The organism is Candidatus Accumulibacter sp. ACC003 (genome assembly GCF_907163085.1).
Taxonomy (GTDB): Bacteria; Pseudomonadota; Gammaproteobacteria; order Burkholderiales; family Rhodocyclaceae; genus Accumulibacter.
The window spans coordinates 1-18,163 of sequence record NZ_CAJQTX010000006.1 but is presented as its reverse complement, the minus strand read 5'-3'; the positions used below and the strand labels follow the sequence as shown (position 1 = coordinate 18,163).

At 64.4% G+C, this 18,163-nt stretch carries 18 protein-coding genes and 1 pseudogene; 14 read left to right on the top strand and 5 right to left on the bottom strand.

What is annotated here, in order from left to right; genetic code table 11:
* Position 1 precedes the first annotated feature (1 nt).
* The 4 genes and pseudogenes from glyS (at position 2) to QZ656_RS13280 (ending at position 4,095) form a co-directional block, all read left to right on the top strand.
* Positions 2-2,074 (top strand): glycine--tRNA ligase subunit beta, encoded by a 2,073-nt coding sequence (gene glyS / locus QZ656_RS13295; protein WP_291993874.1) that lies wholly within the window; start codon positions 2-4, stop codon positions 2,072-2,074.
* A pseudogene (gene gmhB / locus QZ656_RS13290) lies at positions 2,065-2,607 on the top strand (D-glycero-beta-D-manno-heptose 1,7-bisphosphate 7-phosphatase); the annotation flags it as partial. The gene glyS and the pseudogene gmhB, both read left to right, overlap by 10 nt.
* Positions 2,607-3,350 carry a lysophospholipid acyltransferase family protein gene (locus tag QZ656_RS13285; RefSeq protein ID WP_291993872.1) on the top strand — a complete coding sequence of 248 codons (744 nt, stop codon included), beginning with the start codon at positions 2,607-2,609 and terminating at the stop codon, positions 3,348-3,350. The pseudogene gmhB and the gene QZ656_RS13285, both read left to right, overlap by 1 nt.
* Positions 3,334-4,095, top strand: coding sequence for a SprT family zinc-dependent metalloprotease (locus QZ656_RS13280; RefSeq protein WP_291993871.1), 762 nt, complete (start codon positions 3,334-3,336; stop codon positions 4,093-4,095). The genes QZ656_RS13285 and QZ656_RS13280 overlap by 17 nt, the downstream gene beginning before the upstream one ends.
* 112 nt (positions 4,096-4,207) lie before the next feature.
* Here the strand turns inward: QZ656_RS13280 and QZ656_RS13275 are convergent, their stop codons facing one another.
* Positions 4,208-4,723 carry a hemerythrin domain-containing protein gene (locus QZ656_RS13275; protein WP_291993870.1) on the bottom strand — a complete coding sequence of 172 codons (516 nt, stop codon included), beginning with the start codon at positions 4,721-4,723 and terminating at the stop codon, positions 4,208-4,210.
* A gap of 133 nt (positions 4,724-4,856) precedes the next feature.
* Positions 4,857-5,522 carry an OmpA family protein gene (locus QZ656_RS13270; RefSeq protein ID WP_291993869.1) on the bottom strand — a complete coding sequence of 222 codons (666 nt, stop codon included), beginning with the start codon at positions 5,520-5,522 and terminating at the stop codon, positions 4,857-4,859.
* A gap of 303 nt (positions 5,523-5,825) precedes the next feature.
* On the opposite strand from QZ656_RS13270, the gene gloA reads away from it, so the two are divergent.
* The 5 genes from gloA to QZ656_RS13245 all read left to right on the top strand — a co-directional run bounded on the left by gloA (position 5,826) and on the right by QZ656_RS13245 (position 9,982).
* Positions 5,826-6,212 (top strand): lactoylglutathione lyase, encoded by a 387-nt coding sequence (gene gloA / locus QZ656_RS13265; protein WP_291993868.1) that lies wholly within the window; start codon positions 5,826-5,828, stop codon positions 6,210-6,212.
* A 4-nt stretch (positions 6,213-6,216) separates the two neighbouring features.
* Positions 6,217-6,816: a hypothetical protein gene (locus QZ656_RS13260; RefSeq protein WP_291993867.1), complete on the top strand. Its 600-nt coding sequence runs from the start codon at positions 6,217-6,219 to the stop codon at positions 6,814-6,816.
* 144 nt (positions 6,817-6,960) lie between these two features.
* Entirely contained in the window at positions 6,961-7,476 is a 516-nt protein-coding gene (locus QZ656_RS13255) for an HD domain-containing protein (RefSeq protein ID WP_291993866.1), read from the top strand.
* A gap of 84 nt (positions 7,477-7,560) precedes the next feature.
* Positions 7,561-8,181 (top strand): LysE family translocator, encoded by a 621-nt coding sequence (locus QZ656_RS13250; RefSeq protein WP_291993865.1) that lies wholly within the window; start codon positions 7,561-7,563, stop codon positions 8,179-8,181.
* A 178-nt stretch (positions 8,182-8,359) separates the two neighbouring features.
* Entirely contained in the window at positions 8,360-9,982 is a 1,623-nt protein-coding gene (locus tag QZ656_RS13245) for an ABC-F family ATPase (protein ID WP_291993864.1), read from the top strand.
* A 71-nt stretch (positions 9,983-10,053) separates the two neighbouring features.
* Here the strand turns inward: QZ656_RS13245 and QZ656_RS13240 are convergent, their stop codons facing one another.
* Entirely contained in the window at positions 10,054-10,638 is a 585-nt protein-coding gene (locus QZ656_RS13240) for a hypothetical protein (RefSeq protein ID WP_291993863.1), read from the bottom strand.
* 341 nt (positions 10,639-10,979) lie between these two features.
* Here QZ656_RS13240 and thrH point away from each other — a divergent pair, with 341 nt between their 5' ends.
* From thrH to QZ656_RS13215, 5 genes are all read left to right on the top strand, one after another.
* Entirely contained in the window at positions 10,980-11,597 is a 618-nt protein-coding gene (gene thrH / locus QZ656_RS13235) for a bifunctional phosphoserine phosphatase/homoserine phosphotransferase ThrH (RefSeq protein WP_291993862.1), read from the top strand.
* 13 nt (positions 11,598-11,610) lie between these two features.
* Positions 11,611-12,483, top strand: coding sequence for a formyltetrahydrofolate deformylase (gene purU / locus QZ656_RS13230; protein WP_291993861.1), 873 nt, complete (start codon positions 11,611-11,613; stop codon positions 12,481-12,483).
* Between the two features lie 78 nt (positions 12,484-12,561).
* Complete coding sequence (locus tag QZ656_RS13225; RefSeq protein WP_291993860.1) at positions 12,562-14,508, top strand: ATP-binding cassette domain-containing protein; 1,947 nt, start codon at positions 12,562-12,564, stop codon at positions 14,506-14,508.
* 235 nt (positions 14,509-14,743) lie between these two features.
* On the top strand, positions 14,744-15,181 hold the full coding sequence (locus tag QZ656_RS13220) for a hemerythrin family protein (protein WP_291993859.1): 438 nt from the start codon (positions 14,744-14,746) through the stop codon (positions 15,179-15,181).
* A gap of 211 nt (positions 15,182-15,392) precedes the next feature.
* Complete coding sequence (locus QZ656_RS13215) at positions 15,393-17,177, top strand: sensor domain-containing diguanylate cyclase (RefSeq protein ID WP_291993858.1); 1,785 nt, start codon at positions 15,393-15,395, stop codon at positions 17,175-17,177.
* A 78-nt stretch (positions 17,178-17,255) separates the two neighbouring features.
* Here QZ656_RS13215 and QZ656_RS13210 read toward each other — a convergent pair whose 3' ends face one another.
* Both QZ656_RS13210 and QZ656_RS13205 read right to left on the bottom strand, forming a co-directional pair.
* On the bottom strand, positions 17,256-18,035 hold the full coding sequence (locus QZ656_RS13210) for an ABC transporter ATP-binding protein (protein WP_291993857.1): 780 nt from the start codon (positions 18,033-18,035) through the stop codon (positions 17,256-17,258).
* Position 18,036: 1 nt separating this feature from the next.
* Positions 18,037-18,163 (bottom strand): iron chelate uptake ABC transporter family permease subunit (locus QZ656_RS13205; protein ID WP_291994207.1); only part of this gene is annotated, 127 nt, incomplete at its 5' end.

Below are 18,163 nucleotides of genomic sequence, written 5' to 3'. Positions count from 1 at the left end.
GATGAACGACACCGTCCTGATCGAGCTGCGCACCGAAGAACTGCCGCCCAAATCACTCAAACTGCTCTCCGAGGCTTTCGCCGAAGGCGTTTTCAATGCCCTCAAGGCGCAGTTGTTCACCGCCGACGACAGCGTTTGCACGGCATTCGCGACGCCGCGCCGATTGGCGCTGACGATTACCGGCATCGCCGCCAGGCAACCCGACCGGCTGCTCGAACGCAAGGGACCGGCCGTCGCTGGCGCGCTCGACGCCGCCGGCCAGCCGACCAAGGCGCTGCAGGGCTTCATGCGCTCGGCAGGAGTCAGCTTCGAGCAACTGCACCAGACCGCTGACGGCAAAGGCGAATACTTCGTCGCCCGACGCCCGAAAGAAGGCGAGGAAATCGACGCCCATCTTGCCGAGATCGTCGCGCAGGCGCTGAAGAAGCTGCCGATCCCGAAAGTGATGCGCTGGGGCGACTCGGAACATCAATTCGTCCGCCCGGTGCATGGCCTGATCCTGTTGCACGGCGAGCGCGTCGTTGCCGGCGAAGTGCTGGGGCTGCGCAGCGCTCGCGTCACGCTCGGTCACCGCTTCCTGTCGACCGGCGAAATCGTCGTCGGCAACGCCGCCGACTATGCCGAGCAGCTCGCCAGGGGCAAGGTCATCGCCTCGTTCGCGGCCAGGCGTGCGGCGATCGCTGCGCAGCTCGACGCCGCTGCCGGCCAACTCGGCGCGCGCATCAATCGCGCCGACGGCCTGCTCGACGAGGTCACCGCGCTGGTCGAATGGCCGGCGGTCTATGCCGGCGAATTCGAGGCCGAATACCTGGAAGTGCCGCAGGAATGCCTGATCCTGACGATGCAGCAGAACCAGAAGTACTTCCCGCTGCTCGACGCCAGCGGCAAGCTGCTGAACAAGTTCCTGATCGTTTCCAACATGCAGGTCGACGATCCCGGCGCCATCATCCAGGGCAACGAGCGCGTCGTTCGCCCGCGCCTAGCCGATGCCCGCTTCTTCTACAACCAGGACCGCAAGAACGGCTTCACCACCCGGGCGATGCGCCTCGGCGCGGTGGTCTATCACAATAAGCTCGGCTCGCTGGGCGACCGGGCGCAGCGTCTGGGCCGCAGCGCGCGCGCCATTGCCGAGAAACTCGGCGCCGACGTGAACATCGCCGAGCGCGCGGGACTGCTCGCCAAGGTCGACCTCCTGACCGACATGGTCGGCGAGTTCCCCGAGTTGCAGGGCACCATGGGCCGCTACTACCTGCTGCACGAGGGCGTCGTGCCGGCGCTTGCCGACGCCGTCGAGCAGCACTACCGCCCACGCTTTGCCGGCGATGCGCTGCCCGAGGGCGACATCGCCTGCGCCGCTGCGCTGGCCGACAAGCTCGACGCGCTGGTCGGTTTCTTCGGCATCGGCCAGTTGCCGACCGGCGACAAGGATCCCTTCGGCCTGCGTCGCGCGGCGCTTGGCGTCCTGCGTATCCTGATGGAAACCCCCTTGCCGCTCGACTTGGCCGAGCTGATCGGCGACGCCCGCAACGCCTTCGATACCCAGGGACTTCAGATCGAGCCGCTCGAGCAGCCCTTGCTGGTATTCATGCTCGACCGCCTGCGCGGCATGCTCAGGGACGCCGGCCACTCGGTCGACGTCGTCGAGGCCGTTCTCGCCCAACAGCCGACGCGCATTGATCGCGTTCCGGCCAGGCTGGCGGCGGTCGCCGAGTTCCAGAAGCTGCCCGAGGCGCTGGCGCTCGCCGCCGCCAACAAGCGTATCGGCAACATCCTGAAAAAAGCCGAGGCCGACCTCCCCGATCCCGACATCGCGCTACTCGAAGAAGACGCCGAGACGGCGCTGTTCGAACGTGTGCTGCTGATCGCACCGCTGGTCAAGTCGCACGTCGCCAACGACAATTACGCCGACGCGCTGAAAACGCTGGCGGCGGTACGCAGCGAAGTCGACCGTTTCTTCGAAGAAGTGATGGTCAACGTCCCCGAGCCGCTACTGCGGGCCAATCGACTGGGCCTGCTGAAAGCGCTCTCCGAAGAGCTCAACGCGGTTGCCGACATTTCGAAGCTGGCCGTATGAAACTCGTCATTCTCGACCGCGACGGCGTCATCAACTACGACTCGAAGCAGTTCATCAAGTCGCCTGCCGAGTGGCGACCGATACCCGGCAGCCTCGAGGCAATCGCCCGCCTCAACCAGGCCGGCTACCGGGTGGTGTTGTGCACCAACCAGTCCGGCGTCGGACGCGGCCTGTTCGACATGGATACGCTGAACGCCATCCACGCCAAGATGCACCGTGCCGTACAAACCGTCGGCGGCCGCATCGACGCGATCTTCTACTGCCCGCATGCGGTCGATGCGCACTGCACTTGCCGCAAACCCAAGACCGGCATGTTCGAACGTATCGCCAACTGCTTCAACGTCGACCTGGCGGGCGTGCCGGCAATCGGCGATACCCTGCGCGACCTGCTGGCCGCCGCAGCGGTCGGCGCAAAACCGCTGCTGGTCCTGACCGGCCAGGGTGCGCAGACCGTCGAGGCCGGCGGTCTGCCCGAAGGCACGCTGGTTTTCCCCGATCTCGCGACCGCCGCCGAACACCTCCTGCAGTCGTGATGGTCGCCGTCCGTTCGACGCTGTTCCTGCTGCTGGTCAGCGTGTGGACAATCCCATTCGGCGTTCTCGTTTCGCTGGCCGTGCTCTTGCCGATACGCGTACGCTATCAGGTCATCGCCGTCTGGCGGGCCGGTTTCATGGCGCTGTGCCACAGCGTTCTCGGCATCCGCTATCGCGTCATCGGGCGTGAGAACATCCCCGCGGAGCCGTCGATCGTTCTCGCCAAACACCAGTCGGCGTGGGAAACGGTCGGCCTGCAGGAGGTCTTTCCGCCGCTGGTCTTCGTGCTCAAGAAGGAACTGCTGCGGATACCTTTCTTCGGCTGGGGCCTGGCCGCGTTGAAGATGATCTCGATCGATCGAGCGGCTGCCAAGGACGCCCTCAAGCAGATCTTCGAGCAGGGGCGTGAGCGCCTGGCAGCCGGCTATTGGGTGGTGATCTTCCCCGAGGGAACGCGCGTCGCGCCCGGCGCGACGTGTCGTTACAAGCCCGGCGCCGCGCACCTGGCGGTGCGTGCCGGCAGCCGCGTCGTGCCGGTGGCGCACAACGCCGGCGAAATCTGGGGAAGAAACGCTTTCCAGATCTCGCCCGGACTGATCACCGTCAGTATCGGACCGCCGATCGACCCGGCCGACAAGTCAGCCGCAAAGATCAACGCGCTGGCCGCCGAATGGATCGAGGGCGAAATGCGGCGCCTGTCGCCGCACCGCTACCCGGCGCCTGCCGATGCCGCGACTGTTTGAGCAACTCGGCTTCGGCGAGCGACCACCGGCGACTGGCGAAACGTCGCGCAGCATTGCCATCGGCGAGCGCACCGTGCCCTACGTCCTGCGCCGCGGCAAGCGTCAAACCATCGGCCTGTCGATCGATCATCGTGGCCTGCGCGTCGGCGCGCCGCCGCGCGCCTCGTTGCGCGAAGTCGAAACGCTGCTCCTGAAGCACGGCCAATGGATCGGCCGCAAGCTCGACGAATGGTCGGGGCGCCAACCTCCGGAAACACTGCAAATCACCGATGGCCTGGCGCTGCCGCTACTTGGCCAGGCGCTCACGATCCACCTGGCAGCGGGCGCCAACCGCTACGTGTGGACGCGACTGGCCGAGCAGCCGGCGCTTACCCTGTGCCTGCGCGCGCCGACCGACGCGCCGCGGCTGCTCGAGAAAGCGCTGCGCGAAAGGGCCCGCGTGCTGTTCGGCGAACGCCTGGCGCTCTACGCGCAGCGACTCGGCGTCGAGCTGCCGCGGCTGTCGCTGTCGGCGGCCCGCACGCGCTGGGGAAGCTGCAGCCTGCGTAGCGGAATTCGCCTGAACTGGCGGCTGATCCATTTCCCGCCGGCGGTGGTCGACTACGTCGTCGCGCACGAACTGGCGCACTTGCGCGAAATGAACCACGGCCCGCGCTTCTGGGCGATCGTCGCGCAGCTATACCCCGATCACCGCGCCGCACGCCAGGAACTACGACGACTCGCCGTCGATTGCCCACGCTGGTAGCCGCGGAACGCTGACGCCGCGTAGACGCGAGAAGTAACGGTACTTTTGCGGCCGGGCTCGATGGCCAGCGCAAGCAGCCGTTCTGCTGCCGCCCGCGCGGCCAGCCCTGAGCCTACCTGCTCGGCCAGACCTGCCCTTTGTCGCTCGCTGCCTGGCGAGCGTAGAGGCAATAATCCATGTCGCTGTTGAAGATGTGGCCGACCGTCAGGCCCAGCACGTAGTTCTGGAACGCCAGGCCCGGTTCGCCGGCGATAGTGCCGGATTGCGATTTGTGGAGGCGGTCGAGGATGGCCTGCAATTCGTCGAGCATCACCTGGTGTTCAGCCTTGTGCGCAGCGAGCTCTGGATAGCCGATGTCGGCCAGCAGCTGTTCCTCGTAGCGGAAGTGCGCGTGCAGGACCTTGTCGAGCTTCTCGGCGAGCGCTTTCAGCTCATCGAGATTGCCGCGATCCTGCCAGATGTGCGCGATCTCCAGCGCGAGATTGAAAATCGCCTCGTGCTGCGCGTCGATCTGCGGCTGATGGACCTTGAGGTGGTCGCCCCAGGAAATGAGCTGCTTGAGGGAAAACTCGGACAGATTATGCAGGCCCGACATGGGTGCGACCGAATGACTCGATGCGAAACTCATGCGTTTCTCCTTTCGCCTTCGTAGCAGGCGCGCGGGTGATCGGTTTTCTGCACCGATCCCTTGTTATAGACGTTGAATTACGATTGTCAAGGGAGCGGGCGGCAAACACGATCTCGTCAGCGGCGACCGATACTCACCGTGCCGGCTCGGCGATGAATATTTCGACGCGGCGGTTGATCGCACGCCCGGCGGCCGTGGCGTTGTCAGCCGCCGGCTGACGCGAGCCACGGCCATCGATGGCGATGCGCGACGCCGCGACGCCGCGGGCCACCAGGTAGTCGCGCGTCGCCGCCGCACGATTGACCGACAGCGGGTCGTTGATTGCGTCACTGCCGCTGCTGTCGGTGTGGCCGATAACCGTGACGGTGGTCACCGGGTGCTGGTTAAGGCTGGCCGCAAGCCGGTCGAGCACCGGCGTCATGTTGGCATTGATGTTGTAGCGGCCAACGTCGAAGGAAATGTCGCTGGGGATGTCCAGCTTGAGCTGGTTGTCGGCCGTCTGCGACACTGCCACGCCGGTGCCTTGCGTGGCCTGCTCCATCGACGCCTTCTGTTCCTGCATGCGCTGCGACCACAGATAGCCGCCAGCGGCACCAATCGCCGCGCCAACTGCGGCACCGGTGGCCGTGCTCCGACCCTTGTTGCCGCCTGCCGAAGCCCGGCCAATGACCGCGCCGGCGACCGCCCCGATGGCCGCTCCGGTGCCGCTATCGCGCTGCGTTTCGGTCATGTTGGCGCAGCCTGAAAGCCCGTTCACGACGAGAAGCATCGCGGATACTGAAATGATGATCTTGTTCATGGTTCCTGCCTTCCTTTGTGAACCTTGTCGACAAGGTCCATTGTGGTCCGCCCAAACGTCGGCGCGAAATCCGGTCGCGGCACCAGCCAGGCAGATCCTGATCGATTGACCGCAACAAGCTACGGTATTCCGATAGCGGTATTGGTGCAAGGCTGCCTTGCTCTCACGGCGCAGCGGCACGCCAGCCGGCGACGAACCGTCGCCCTTGCTTCTGGTGTATCGTCGCGGGGTCTCCCCTCAATTCCCGTCGGCGCGCGTCAAATGACAGTCGCTCGCTGCTGCCCACACTGCTCAGGAGAAGGCATGAGAATCCTGCACACCATGTTACGCGTTGGCGACCTCGATCGATCGCTGGCTTTCTACACCGAGGTCATTGGCATGCACCTGTTGCGGCGCCAGGATTACCCGGGCGGGCGCTTCACGCTGGCCTTTGTCGGCTTTGGCCCGGAATCGCAAGAAACCGTCCTTGAATTGACCCACAACTGGGATACGCCTTCGTACGAACTCGGCGACGCCTTCGGCCATGTGGCGATCGCCGTCGCCGACGCCTACGCCGCCTGCGAGCAGATCAAGGCGCGCGGCGGCAAAGTGGTTCGCGAAGCGGGGCCGATGAAACACGGCACGTCGGTGATCGCCTTTGTCGAGGATCCCGATGGCTACAAGATCGAGCTGGTCGAGAAAAAGGCTTGAGCCGGTGAGCTTTCCGAGCTTCTTCGCCGAGGTGCCGACGATCATCATGCGCGATCCCCTGGCCGAATTTCTCGGCGCTGCCGACGGCGGCGTGATCGAGTATGGCTACGCCGACGCCGTCAAGCTCGCCGGCCATTCGTGTCCGACGGTGGCCGGCGCCTATCTGCTCAGCAGCCGCGTTCTGCAAGCGCCATACCCCGACCAGCTGCCCCTGCGCGGCGGCATCCAGGTCGATTTCCGCGACCCTCTGGAGGCCGCTGTCAGCGGCGTCGTCGCCGCCGTCGTCGGGCTGCTGACCGGCGCCGCTGCGGGGGGGTTCAAGGGGCTGGCCGGTCGTTTCTCGCGTCGCGAATTGCTGCGTTTCAGCGTCGAGCTGCCTGGCGAGATCCGCCGCACACGCCTGGACAACGGCCAGAACGTCAGCGCTTCGCTGCAGCTCGGCCATGTCCCGGCCGACGCCCGCGTCGGACCGCTGCTGCAGCAGCTGCTCGCTGGAAACGACGATCCAGAGCAGCGAGCGCTGTTCGCCACGCTGTGGCAGGATCGCGTGCGGCGAATCCTCGTCGAGCACTTCAGCGATCCGCGCCTGGTCAGTTTCGCGTAAGAAGAACGCGGCAAAATCCGCTCGCAGCGACGAATTGCGCTTAAGGATTGTCGCCGGTCCCCCGTATCGCCAGTTCGGACCTGGGCGCTTGCCGAAACCAGACAAGCCGTGCCACCCCGAGCGAAAACCTGCAAGGAGACAAGAATGCTCGATGAGGCGCGCAAGTTTGCCTTCGCTGCGCACGATGGCCAGAGGTATGGCGACCGACCGTACTCGGTTCACCTCGAAGCGGTGGTGCGGCTGCTCGCACCCTACGGAAGCGAGGCGCAGATCATTGGTTATCTCCACGACATCATCGAGGACACCGACGTCACCGCCAGCGACATCGACGAGCGCTTTGGGCCACTGGTCGCCGAGTGCGTCAGCCTGCTCACCGACTCGCCCGGCGAGAACCGCGCCGAGCGCAAGGCGAAGACCTACGCCAGGCTGGCGACCGTCGCCGCCGGCCCGGCCGAGCTGGCGCTACTGGTCAAGGCCGCCGACCGCCTGGCAAACGTCAGGACCTGCTTACTGGACGATCAACAGCGCCTGATGGCGGTCTATCGCAGCGAGCATCCCAGCTTCAGACGTGCCGCTTATCGCCACGGTCTCTGCGAGCCCTTCTGGGCCGAACTCGATGCCCTGCTGGCAACTGTGCCAGAAGCCGAGCAACGCCTCTGAACGTCGGCACCCGCGGCGGCGCAGCGCGAGCCTTGACCGTACCGCTGCCAAGGCGGCAGCCGGTCATCGACAGGAGAAAATCGAGTGTTCGAAATCCAGAACTACAGCAGTTTTGTCGCCGCGATTATCGTCTTCCAGATGATCCCGGGCCCCGGCACGCTGGCCATCCTCAATGCCAGCGCCCGCGATGGCGTCGCCGCGGGAATGGGCGCAGTCGTCGGCACACTGCTCGGTGATCTGGTCTACATGGTCGCCGCCGTCGCCGGCCTGGCGGCGGTGATGCATGCCCACCCGGCGATCTTTTCCGGCTTGCAGTGGTTTGGCGCCGCCTATCTGGGCTGGATCGGCGTGCAATTGCTGCGCCAGCGCGTCGGCAAGCCCCAGGCCACCCCGGAAGCCAGGAAAAGCGCCGGGGTATACGGCCGGCAGGCATTCGCGGTCAGCCTCACCAACCCCAAGGTGATGCTCTTCTTCGTCGCCTTCTTTCCGCTTTTCTTGCGTGCCGACGCGTCGTCGCTGACGCTGCTGGCGATGATGCTGCACGTCACCGTGCTTGCCCTTCTCTACCAGACCGGGCTGGTCCTACTCGGCAACGCGCTGGCGCACAAGCTGTCGGCACTGCCGTCGGCGCGCAAACTGGCGACCCGCCTGGCGGGTGTCGCTCTGGTCGCTTTCGGTATCAAGCTGGCACTCGACAATCGCTGACGCCGAGGCGCCCCGGAGCCGCTTGCTCGCGGCACGCTTCGTTCTGCCCGCCGGCGCAATGCCGGCAGCCGGGCAGCCAATCCGAGTCCGCGACCGGGCACGCCGGGCAGGCACGGCGGCGGTCGCTGAGGTACAATATCGCGCTTTTGCAACCCAATGATTTTACCGAGGTTTCTGAGTGCTCGTTGCCAACAACATCACCATGCAGTTCGGGGTCAAGCCCCTCTTTGAAAACGTCTCCGTCAAGTTCGGCGAGGGCTATCGCTACGGCCTGATCGGCGCCAACGGCTCGGGCAAGTCGACTTTCATGAAGATTCTCGACGGCGAACTCGAAGCGACCGCCGGCAACGTCTCGAAAGACGCCCACGAACGGATGGCCTATCTTCGCCAGGATCAATTCGCTTTTGAAGTGCAGCGGGTGATCGACGTGGTGATGATGGGCCACCAGGAAATGTGGGCCTGCATGGTCGAGAAGGACGCCATCTACGCCAATCCGGAAGCGACCGAAGACGACTACCTGAACGCGGCCGAACTCGAAGGCCGCTTCGCCGAGTACGACGGTTATACCGCCGAGGCGCGCGCCGGCGAACTGCTGCTCGGCGTCGGTATTCCGGTGGAACAACACTTCGGCCCGATGAGCGACGTAGCACCCGGCTGGAAGCTGCGCGTGCTGTTGATTCAGGCGCTGTTCTCCAACCCCGACATTCTGCTGCTCGACGAACCGACCAACAACCTCGACATCGGCACCATCCGCTGGCTGGAAAACGTCATCAACGAGCGTAATAGCACGATGATCATCATTTCCCACGACCGGCACTTCCTCAATCAGGTGTGCACGCACATGGCCGATCTCGATTTCGGCAAGATCACCGTCTATCCGGGTAATTACGACGATTTCATGGAAGCGTCAGCGCAGGCGCGCGAGCGGCAGCAGAACGCCAACGCCAAGGCCAAGGAACGGATCGCTGATCTGCAGAATTTTGTGCGGCGCTTTTCGGCCAACGCCTCGAAGGCCAAACAGGCGACTTCCCGCGTCAAGCTGATCGAAAAGCTCAAACCGGAAGACGTCAAGCCTTCGTCACGCCAGTATCCGTGGATCCGTTTCGAGTACGACGAGCGCGAGAAGCTGCACCGCCAGGCGGTCGAGATCGAAAATCTGACGTTCGCTTATCCGGGCAGCGGGCAAAAGATCGTCGACAATCTGAATCTGAGCATCAACGGTGGCGACCGGCTGGCGATCATTGGCGAAAACGGCGTCGGCAAGACAACCTTGCTGAAGCTGCTGATCGGCGAATTAGAAGCCCAGCGCGGCAGCATCAAGTGGGCCGAGAAAGCACAACTCGGTTACTACGCGCAGGACCACGCCAGCGACTTTGACAGCGACGTCAGTCTGACCGAGTGGATCGCCGGCTACGCACGCGCCAGCCTCGACGACGGTGACGACCTCGAAACCTTGATCCGTGGCACGCTCGGACGCCTGCTGTTCTCGGGCAACGAAGTGCGCAAGGCCGTCAAAGTGATCTCCGGTGGCGAGCAGGGGCGGATGATCTTCGGCAAGCTGATGCTGATGAAGCCGAACGTGCTGGTGATGGACGAGCCGACCAACCACCTCGACATGGAGTCGATTGAGTCGCTCAATACGTCGCTGGAGAAGTTCAAGGGAACGCTGCTGTTCGTCTCGCACGACCGCGAGTTCGTCTCGTCGCTGGCCACGCGCATCCTGGAAATCCGCCTCGACGGCAGCATCGTCAACTACCTGGGCACCTACGAAGAGTACCTGGGCAGCCAAGGCCTCGCCTGACGCCGCCAGCGCGCCGGCCAGTACGCCGGTGCCACCGCATCCGCGCGCTTGACCAGCCGCCCGGCGTCGGCTCAGTTGGCCGGCGCTGGCTTGGCCGCTGCCGCGGCGGCCTTCTTGGCCTCGCGCTCGGCGTCCTGCCTGGCCCGTTTATCGAGTTTGGCTTGCCTCTTGGCCTGGTCGGCGGCCGTTTTCGCACGCCCTTCTTCAGCTTTCCGGGCTTTGTCGGCAAGCCTGGCGTCGCGCTCGGCGAGCTTCGCCGCCTGCTCGGCACGGAACTGCTGCGTACTTTCCTGCTCATCGGCCTGGCGGACCAGCGCATCGGCAGCGCGTTGCGCTTCCTTGGCTTCGAGGTCCTGCCGCCGCGCCGCGCGCTCGAAGTCAATCGCCGGCTGGTCGATCTGGCGCGCCTCGACGGTCGACGCGGTATAGCGCTTCTTGGCGTCCACCAGACAAGAGTTGACGAGAAACTTGCCATAGCACTCGTTCTGTTCGGCCGCGTAGCGCAGCTCTGCGGCGGCACGCATCGCGTCGGCGCGTTCGCGTTGCAGAACGGCCTGCTCGAGCGTTTTTGGCGCTTCCGCAGCCGCCGGAGGCTCATCGGCCCAGGCCAGCAGACTGGTGCACAGCGCGACAAGCAGGTAACTGCCAAAACGCATTCTTTCCTCCTGCCAAATCGGCGAAAAAAGGGTCGTGATCACTGCCCGCGGCAGTCGGCGGAAACGCTGACGCAGCGGCCAGCCGGGTAGGCCAGTGGCGAGGCTAGCACAAACACCGATCGACTCGGTGGATCATCGTTCTGCGACCCGCCACGAGTCCGCCAGGCCGTCGCGCTTTGCGCCGCGCTCGTCAGTGGCCCCTGGAGCGAACGGCGAGCCGCGAAGTGGCCGCCATGGCCAAGCCTTGACCACCATCGGCCGGCGCCTGGCCGCGGTTTTGCCGGGGTGGATTTGGTAGAATCGCGTCTTTTCGCAAAAACCTCACCAACCGGGAGCCTGCCGTGCAAATCGTCTGCCTTGACCTTGAAGGCGTACTCGTCCCCGAAATCTGGATCGAATTCGCTGCCCGCACGGGCATTCCGGAGCTTCGCCGCACCACGCGCGACGAGCCAGACTATGACAAATTGATGAGCTACCGGCTGGCCATCCTGGCCGAGAACAAGCTTGGCCTGCCCGACATCCAGAAGGTCATCGCCGAAATGGGACCACTCGCCGGGGCCCGCGAGTTCGTCGATGGTCTGCGCGAAGATTATCAGCTGATCATCCTCTCCGACACCTTCTACGAGTTCGCCCAGCCGCTGATGCGCCAGCTTGGTTGGCCGACACTGTTCTGCCACAGCCTCGAAGCCGACGCCAATGGCACGGTCGTGCGCTACCGCTTGCGGATGCCCGACCAGAAACGTCAGGCGGTCCGTCGTTTCAAGGAACTCCGGTTTACGGTCGTCGCGGCGGGTGATTCGTACAACGATACGGCGATGCTCGGCGAAGCACACGCCGGCATCCTGTTTTGCCCGCCGGCGAAGGTGATCGAGGAATTCCCGCAGTATCCGGTAACGCGCTCCTACGCCGATCTACGCGCCGAGATCGACAAGGCCTTTGCCGCCTGCGCAGCGGCCTGAGGGGCGGTACCACATGCTTACACGTCGCTTCTATACGCTGTCGGGATCGTGTCCCGACCAGGTCGGGATCATCGCCCGCGTCGCCAGCTTTATCGCCCAGCACAACGGCTGGATCCTCGAATCCAGCTATCACGCCGACGAAGGCAACGCCGAGCATGGCAGCCGTTACTTCATGCGCATGGAGGTGAAGGCCGATTCACTGCCTTTCCACCTGGCCGAATTCCGCCAGCGCTTCGCGCCGCTGGCCGCCGAGTTGTCGATGGACTGGAAGATCAGCGACTCGGCAGTCAGGCGACGCGTGGTGCTGATGGTCAGCAAACAGGAACACTGCCTGTACGACCTGCTGGCGCGCTGGCAGTCGAAGGAACTCGACATCGAAATTCCCTGCGTGATCTCGAATCATGAGCACTTCAAGGCCTTCGTCGAGTGGCACGGCATCGCTTTCCACCACGTCCCGATAGCCCCGGACAACAAGGAAGGCGCTTACGCCGAGATTCGCCGGATCTACGACGAAGTCAAGGGCGACACCATGGTTCTCGCCCGCTACATGCAGATTCTGCCGGCCGACCTGTGCGAGCGCTACCCGGGGCAGATCATCAACATCCACCACTCGTTTCTGCCGAGCTTCGTTGGCGCCAGACCGTATCACCAGGCTTACCAGCGTGGCGTCAAGCTGATCGGCGCCACCTGCCACTACGTCACGCGAGAACTCGACCAGGGCCCGATCATCGAGCAGGACGTGATCCGCATCGATCATTCCGACTCGGTCGACGACATGGTGCGCTACGGCAGAGACATCGAGAAGGCCGTGCTGGCGCGCGGGCTGCGTTATCACCTCGAGGACCGCGTGCTGTTGCACGCCAACAAGACCGTGATCTTTCGCTAATCACCAACGCCGCCGATTCCGATCACCCCAAGAATTCCGTTCTGCCTGCTGGAAAATCGACTGGAGTAGCACACCCCCATGATCACCCTCAAGAGCGTCACCCTGCGCCGCGGCGTCAGGGTGCTGCTGGACAAGGCTTCGGTAACCGTCAATACCGGCGAACGCGTTGGCCTGGTCGGTCGCAATGGCGCCGGCAAATCGACGTTGTTCGGACTGCTCGACGGCAGCCTGCACGAAGACGCCGGCGAATTCTTCCGTCCTGCGCAGTGGCGTCTGGCGCAGGTCTCGCAGGAAATGCCGGAAACCACTGACAGCGCGACCGACTTCGTGATCGCTGGCGACAACGCTCTGCTGGCCGCGCAGGAGGAGGTGCGGCTGGCCGAAGCCGATGGCGACGGCGACCGCCTGGCGCACGCCTACATGCACCTGCACGACGCTGGCGCCCACGATGCGCAGGCGCGCGCACAGGCACTGATCCTCGGCCTGGGCTTCAAGACCAGCGAAGTGAACAATCCGGTCGACAGCTTCTCGGGCGGCTGGCGGATGCGTCTGCAGCTGGCACGCGCGCTGATGTGCCCGTCGGACCTGATGCTGCTCGACGAGCCGACCAACCACCTCGATCTCGATGCGCTGGTGTGGCTCGAGAGCTGGCTGACGCGCTACGAAGGGACGATGCTGGTGATCAGCCACGACCGCGAGTTTCTCGACGCGATCAGCACCGTCACCCTGCACATCGAAAACGAACAATTGACGCGTTACGGCGGCAACTACAGCGTCTTTGAGGAAACCCGCGCGCAGCAGCTCGAGTTGCAGCAGAACGCCTACGTCAAGCAGCAGGACAAGATCGCCCATCTGCAGAGCTTCATCGCGCGCTTCAAGGCCAAAGCGACCAAGGCCAAGCAGGCGCAGAGCCGGGTCAAGGCGCTCGAACGCATCGAACGACTGGCGCCGGTTCTCGCCAGCGCCGACTTCACCTTCGAATTCGAAGAGCCGGCCAACCTGCCGAACCCCATGCTGGTCATCGACAAAGCGTGTTTCGGCTACCCCGCGCCGGCCGACGCCGCCGCCGGCACGCCGCCGACGGTGATCGTCCGCGAGGTCACGCGATCAGTGCTCGCCGGCCAGAGAATCGGCATCCTGGGCGCCAACGGCCAGGGCAAGTCGACGCTGGTCAAGACCATCGCCCGCGTCCTGGCGTGCACCAGCGGCGTCGTCAGCGAAGGCAAAGGCCTGCATGTTGGCTACTTCGCACAACAGGAACTCGACGTCCTGCGGCCGCACGAAACGCCTCTGGAACATATGCTGCGAATGGCCAGGGAAGGCCTGCCGAGCGGCCAGAGCGGCCGCGAGCAGGACCTGCGCAGCTTCCTCGGCACCTTCAAGTTCAGCGGCGACATGGTCAAACAGAGCGTCGGCACCATGAGCGGTGGCGAGAAGGCCAGGCTGGTGCTGTGCATGATCGTCTGGCAGCGGCCAAACCTGCTGTTGCTCGACGAACCGACCAACCACCTTGACCTGGCGACGCGTGAAGCGCTGTCGATGGCGCTCAACGAATTCGAAGGAACGGTCATGCTGGTCAGCCATGACCGCGCGCTGCTGCGCTCGGTGTGTGACGAGTTCTGGCTGGTCAGCCGTGGTGGCGTCGAGGATTTCAGCGGCGATCTCGACGACTATCAGCGCTACCTGCTCGACGAGGCCAAACGCAATCGCGAAAGTCTCAAGGCGTCCACCCGCAGCAGCCGCGAACCGGTCAAGCGGCAACCGACTACCGCGGCGAGCAAAACAACACCCGGCGACCTCAAAGTACTGACCCGCGACCAGGGGAAGGTCGAACAGGCGCTGCTCACTCTGCAGCAAGAGCAGCACTCCCTGGCCGCGCGCTTATCTACGCCGCAGTCCGCGCCGGCTCTGGCCGACCTCGGACAACGGATGACCGCAATCGGTGAGGAACTGGCGACGCTGGAAGAGCGTTGGCTGAGCCTCTCGGATCAGATCGACAGCGCCAGCAAACCGACCACGTCGTGAGATCGTCGGCCAGCCAAGCGGTCACAAGCTCTCGAGACACGCGTTATCATGAAAGCCATGTCCGTTTCCCCCGTCTTCCCAATCCCCTTCCCAATCCCCTTCCCAATCCCCTTCCCAATCCCCTTCCCAATCCCCTTCCCAATCCCCTTCCCAACGCCTGTCGCGAATCGCGGAGAAGCGAGATTCGTGAGTCGCTTAGGCGACTTTCACGGTGAGCGAGCAGATGGAGCACAGCATGAAACTTGAGTTGGCGGAATGGTCGTCGAAGATCCTGGTCGGCTTGCCAAACATTGATGCCCAGCATCGACAATTGTTCGACCTGGCCGCGACCTTCACCAGCGATGGCGACCAGATCCGGGTGATGAAATCCCTGGCCATGCTGACCGAGTACGTCAAGGTGCATTTGCGCGAAGAAGAGCAGATGATGGCCGCTTGCAACTACCCGGGCCTCGAGGCGCATCGAGAACTGCACACGGAGTTCCGCCGGATGCTGTTCACTTTGCTGGAGAACGCCAAGCGGATGACCCTCGACGAGATTGCCGACGAGGTCAAGTACCTGATCAACGGCTGGTTCTACAACCACATCATGGTCGCCGATTTCGACTACGTGCCAAGTGTCAAGTCCGCTTCGGCTGCCGCGCTGGCGACCACCGAGCCGCGACCAGCCGGATGACGGCGGGCGAAGCACCGCCACTCAGCAGCCAGCGTGACATCAATCACGCCGCCAGCGCCCTGCTGACGATAGCATGTGCTGCATCAGGTGCCTGTGCAACGACATTTCCAGGCTCGCCTGCCGACCGTCAGGGCCGGTCGCGACCGCGTGTCGGCGCGGCACAGCGGCTCTCCTGGCACCTTTCCCACCGCAGCACCCGGGGCGACCGCCGATGAAGTTTCTGCAGTTCCTTTCTCTGCGGCAGATGCTGACCATGCCGTACGTGGTCCTGGTTCTGTTGCTCGCTGCAGCGATTGGCGGCTTGTCGTATTCGGCCGGACGCGTCGCCGTCGACACCCTGTCGAAGCAGCTGCTGTCGGAGATGGTATACCGCATTGCGCAGGCCGCCGAGCGTCATGTATTCGGCGCCAGTGCAGTGCTCGAAACAGCCTTCCCCAGCGGCGTTGCCGCGCCGGCCAGCATCGAGGACGACCTCGCCAATCTGCGCACGCGCTTCTGGCTGGCGACGTCGGTGCATCGCGACCCCAACAACTACGCGTATTACGGCGACCGTAACGGACACTTTTTCGGGCTCTGGCGGCATTCCGCGAGCGACGCCGAGTTGCGCCTGCGCCGCAGCGGCGAGGGGCCGCGCACGATCTACCGCTTTTCCGGAATAGACGGCAAACTGCACGATCCGGTACGTGAAACGCGGATCTTCGAGCCGCGCCAGCGGCCGTGGTTCACCTCCGGTAAGAATGCCGCTTCGTCGAACACCTGGACGTCGGTATACATCGACTTCAAGACCGAGGAACTGGTCGCCACGCGCGCGCGACGCGTCAACGACGCGCGCGGCGAATTCCAGGGCGTCGTCGCCACCGACCTGTCGCTGCAAGGGGTCAATAACTTCCTGCGAGCCCTGCGTCTGAGCGCCAAGGGCATCGCCTACGTCGTCGAGCCCGATGGCAACCTGATCGGTACCTCGCGGGGCCACCACCTGCACAAAGACGCCGCCGGTGGCAACGTACGGCTCAACGCAGAGGACAGCGACGATCAGCTGGTGGTCGCCAGTTACCGGGCAATACGCAAGCTGCAGAGCCAATTCAACGCGATCGACGAGACCAACAGGATCGACGAGATCGCGCAGCCGCGAACCGTCGTCTTCGAAGCCGTAGACGATCAGCCGGTGGAAGCCGCCTACGCCCGCATTCAGGATGCCGCCGGGCTGGACTGGCTGATTGTCGTCGCCGTCCCACGCAGCGATTTCCTGTTCAGCGTCACCGAAAACTTCAAACGCACGGTGGCACTGGCGCTGCTGGCGTCGCTGATGACCATGGTCATTGGCTTCATGGTCCTTTCGGTCGTCGCCCGCGACCTCAAGCAGCTGGCAGTGGCCGCCCGCCAGATCGGCAATGGTGACCTGAACGCGTCCTTCGACGTCACCCGCAGCGATGAAATCGGCGATCTTGCCAAGAGCTTCCGGAGCATGCAGAGCAAATTGCTCAGCGACCGCCTGACCGGGCTGGCCAACCGCGAGGCGTTCATGCGGCGGGTCGACGAGCGCCTGTTACAGCAAGCCGAGAACCTCGAGCCGCGCCCTTTCGCGATCCTTTTCATCGACCTCAACGACTTCAAGAACATCAATGACAGTTTCGGCCACGACGTCGGCGACAAGGTCCTGCAGGAGATCGCGCAGCGCATGCTGACCGGGCTGCGCAGCAGGGATCTGGTGGCGCGTTACGCCGGCGATGAGTTTGTCGTCATGCTCGACGCGGTCGACAACCGGCTCGATGCCGAAAAGGCCCGCAACAAGATCGAGCAACTGCTGGGCGCGCCACTGCTGTCGATCGATCCGGCGGCGCAGATCGCCGAAGCCGGGGCTTCGGTCGGCCTGGCGATGTACCCCGACGACGGGCAGGACGTCGAGTCGCTGGTGCAACGTTCCGATGCCGACATGTACCGGCGCAAGCAGGCCAGCCAGGCAGCACGCAGCGGACCGGTGACGCCGCCCGCTTGAGGCGATGCCGGCGAGCGTTGCCCGTCACGAGGTGGCCACGGAAACCAAGGCTGGCCCGCTGGCCGGCAGCCGCCGTTCCTACCCGGGCATGAACCAGCGCTGTCGGCCATCGCCGACCTGGCGCAGCGGATAGCCGTAGAGCCTCGATAGCGACTCGCTGCTGATCACCTCGTCGCAGGGTCCGTGTAGCGTCGTGCCATCGTCGAAGAGCAGCAGCACGTGGCTGCAGAAACGCGCCGCCAGGCCCGGTTCGTGCAGGACCATCACACTCGCCGTCTGCTCGTCGCGGCTGAGTGTAGCCAACAATTCGAGAGTCGCAATCTGGTGATTCAGATCGAGGTGCGCCAAGGGCTCGTCGAGCAGATAAAGCCGCGGCTCCTGGGTAAGCAGGGTAGCGATCGCCAGCCTTTGCCGCTCGCCACCGGAAAGCGTCTGCACGTCGCGCTGCGCCAATTCGGCCAGGCCGACCCTGGCCAGTGCCTGGCGGGCGACCGTCGCGTCTTTCGCCGACTCCCAGTCCCAGCGGCCGAGATGCGGGTGGCGCCCGACCAGTGCGGTCTCCAGGACCGTCGACGAGAAAGCCTCGCTGTGGCTTTGCGGCAACCAGCCGCGAATACGCGCACTGCGGCGGGCGCCCAGCGTCGCGTACGACGCACCATCGACGCGCACCTCGCCGGCGATCGGTTCCCGCAAGCCGGCGAGCACCGACAGCAAGGTTGATTTGCCGGCGCCATTGCGGCCAAGGATGGCCAATGATTCACCGGCCTGCACAGCCAGCGTCAGCTCGTCGCAGAAGCGGCGGCCAGCAATGCCAACGCTCAGCGCATGCGTGCTCAACAGCGGCATCTGCCGAGCCATCTCAGCCTCGGGCAGGTGCGGCACGGCTCAGCAGGAACAGGAAGACGGGGACGCCGATCAGCGCCGTGAGAACCCCCACCGGCAGTTGCTGCGGCGCGATCACTGTCCGTGCCAGCGTGTCGGCAATC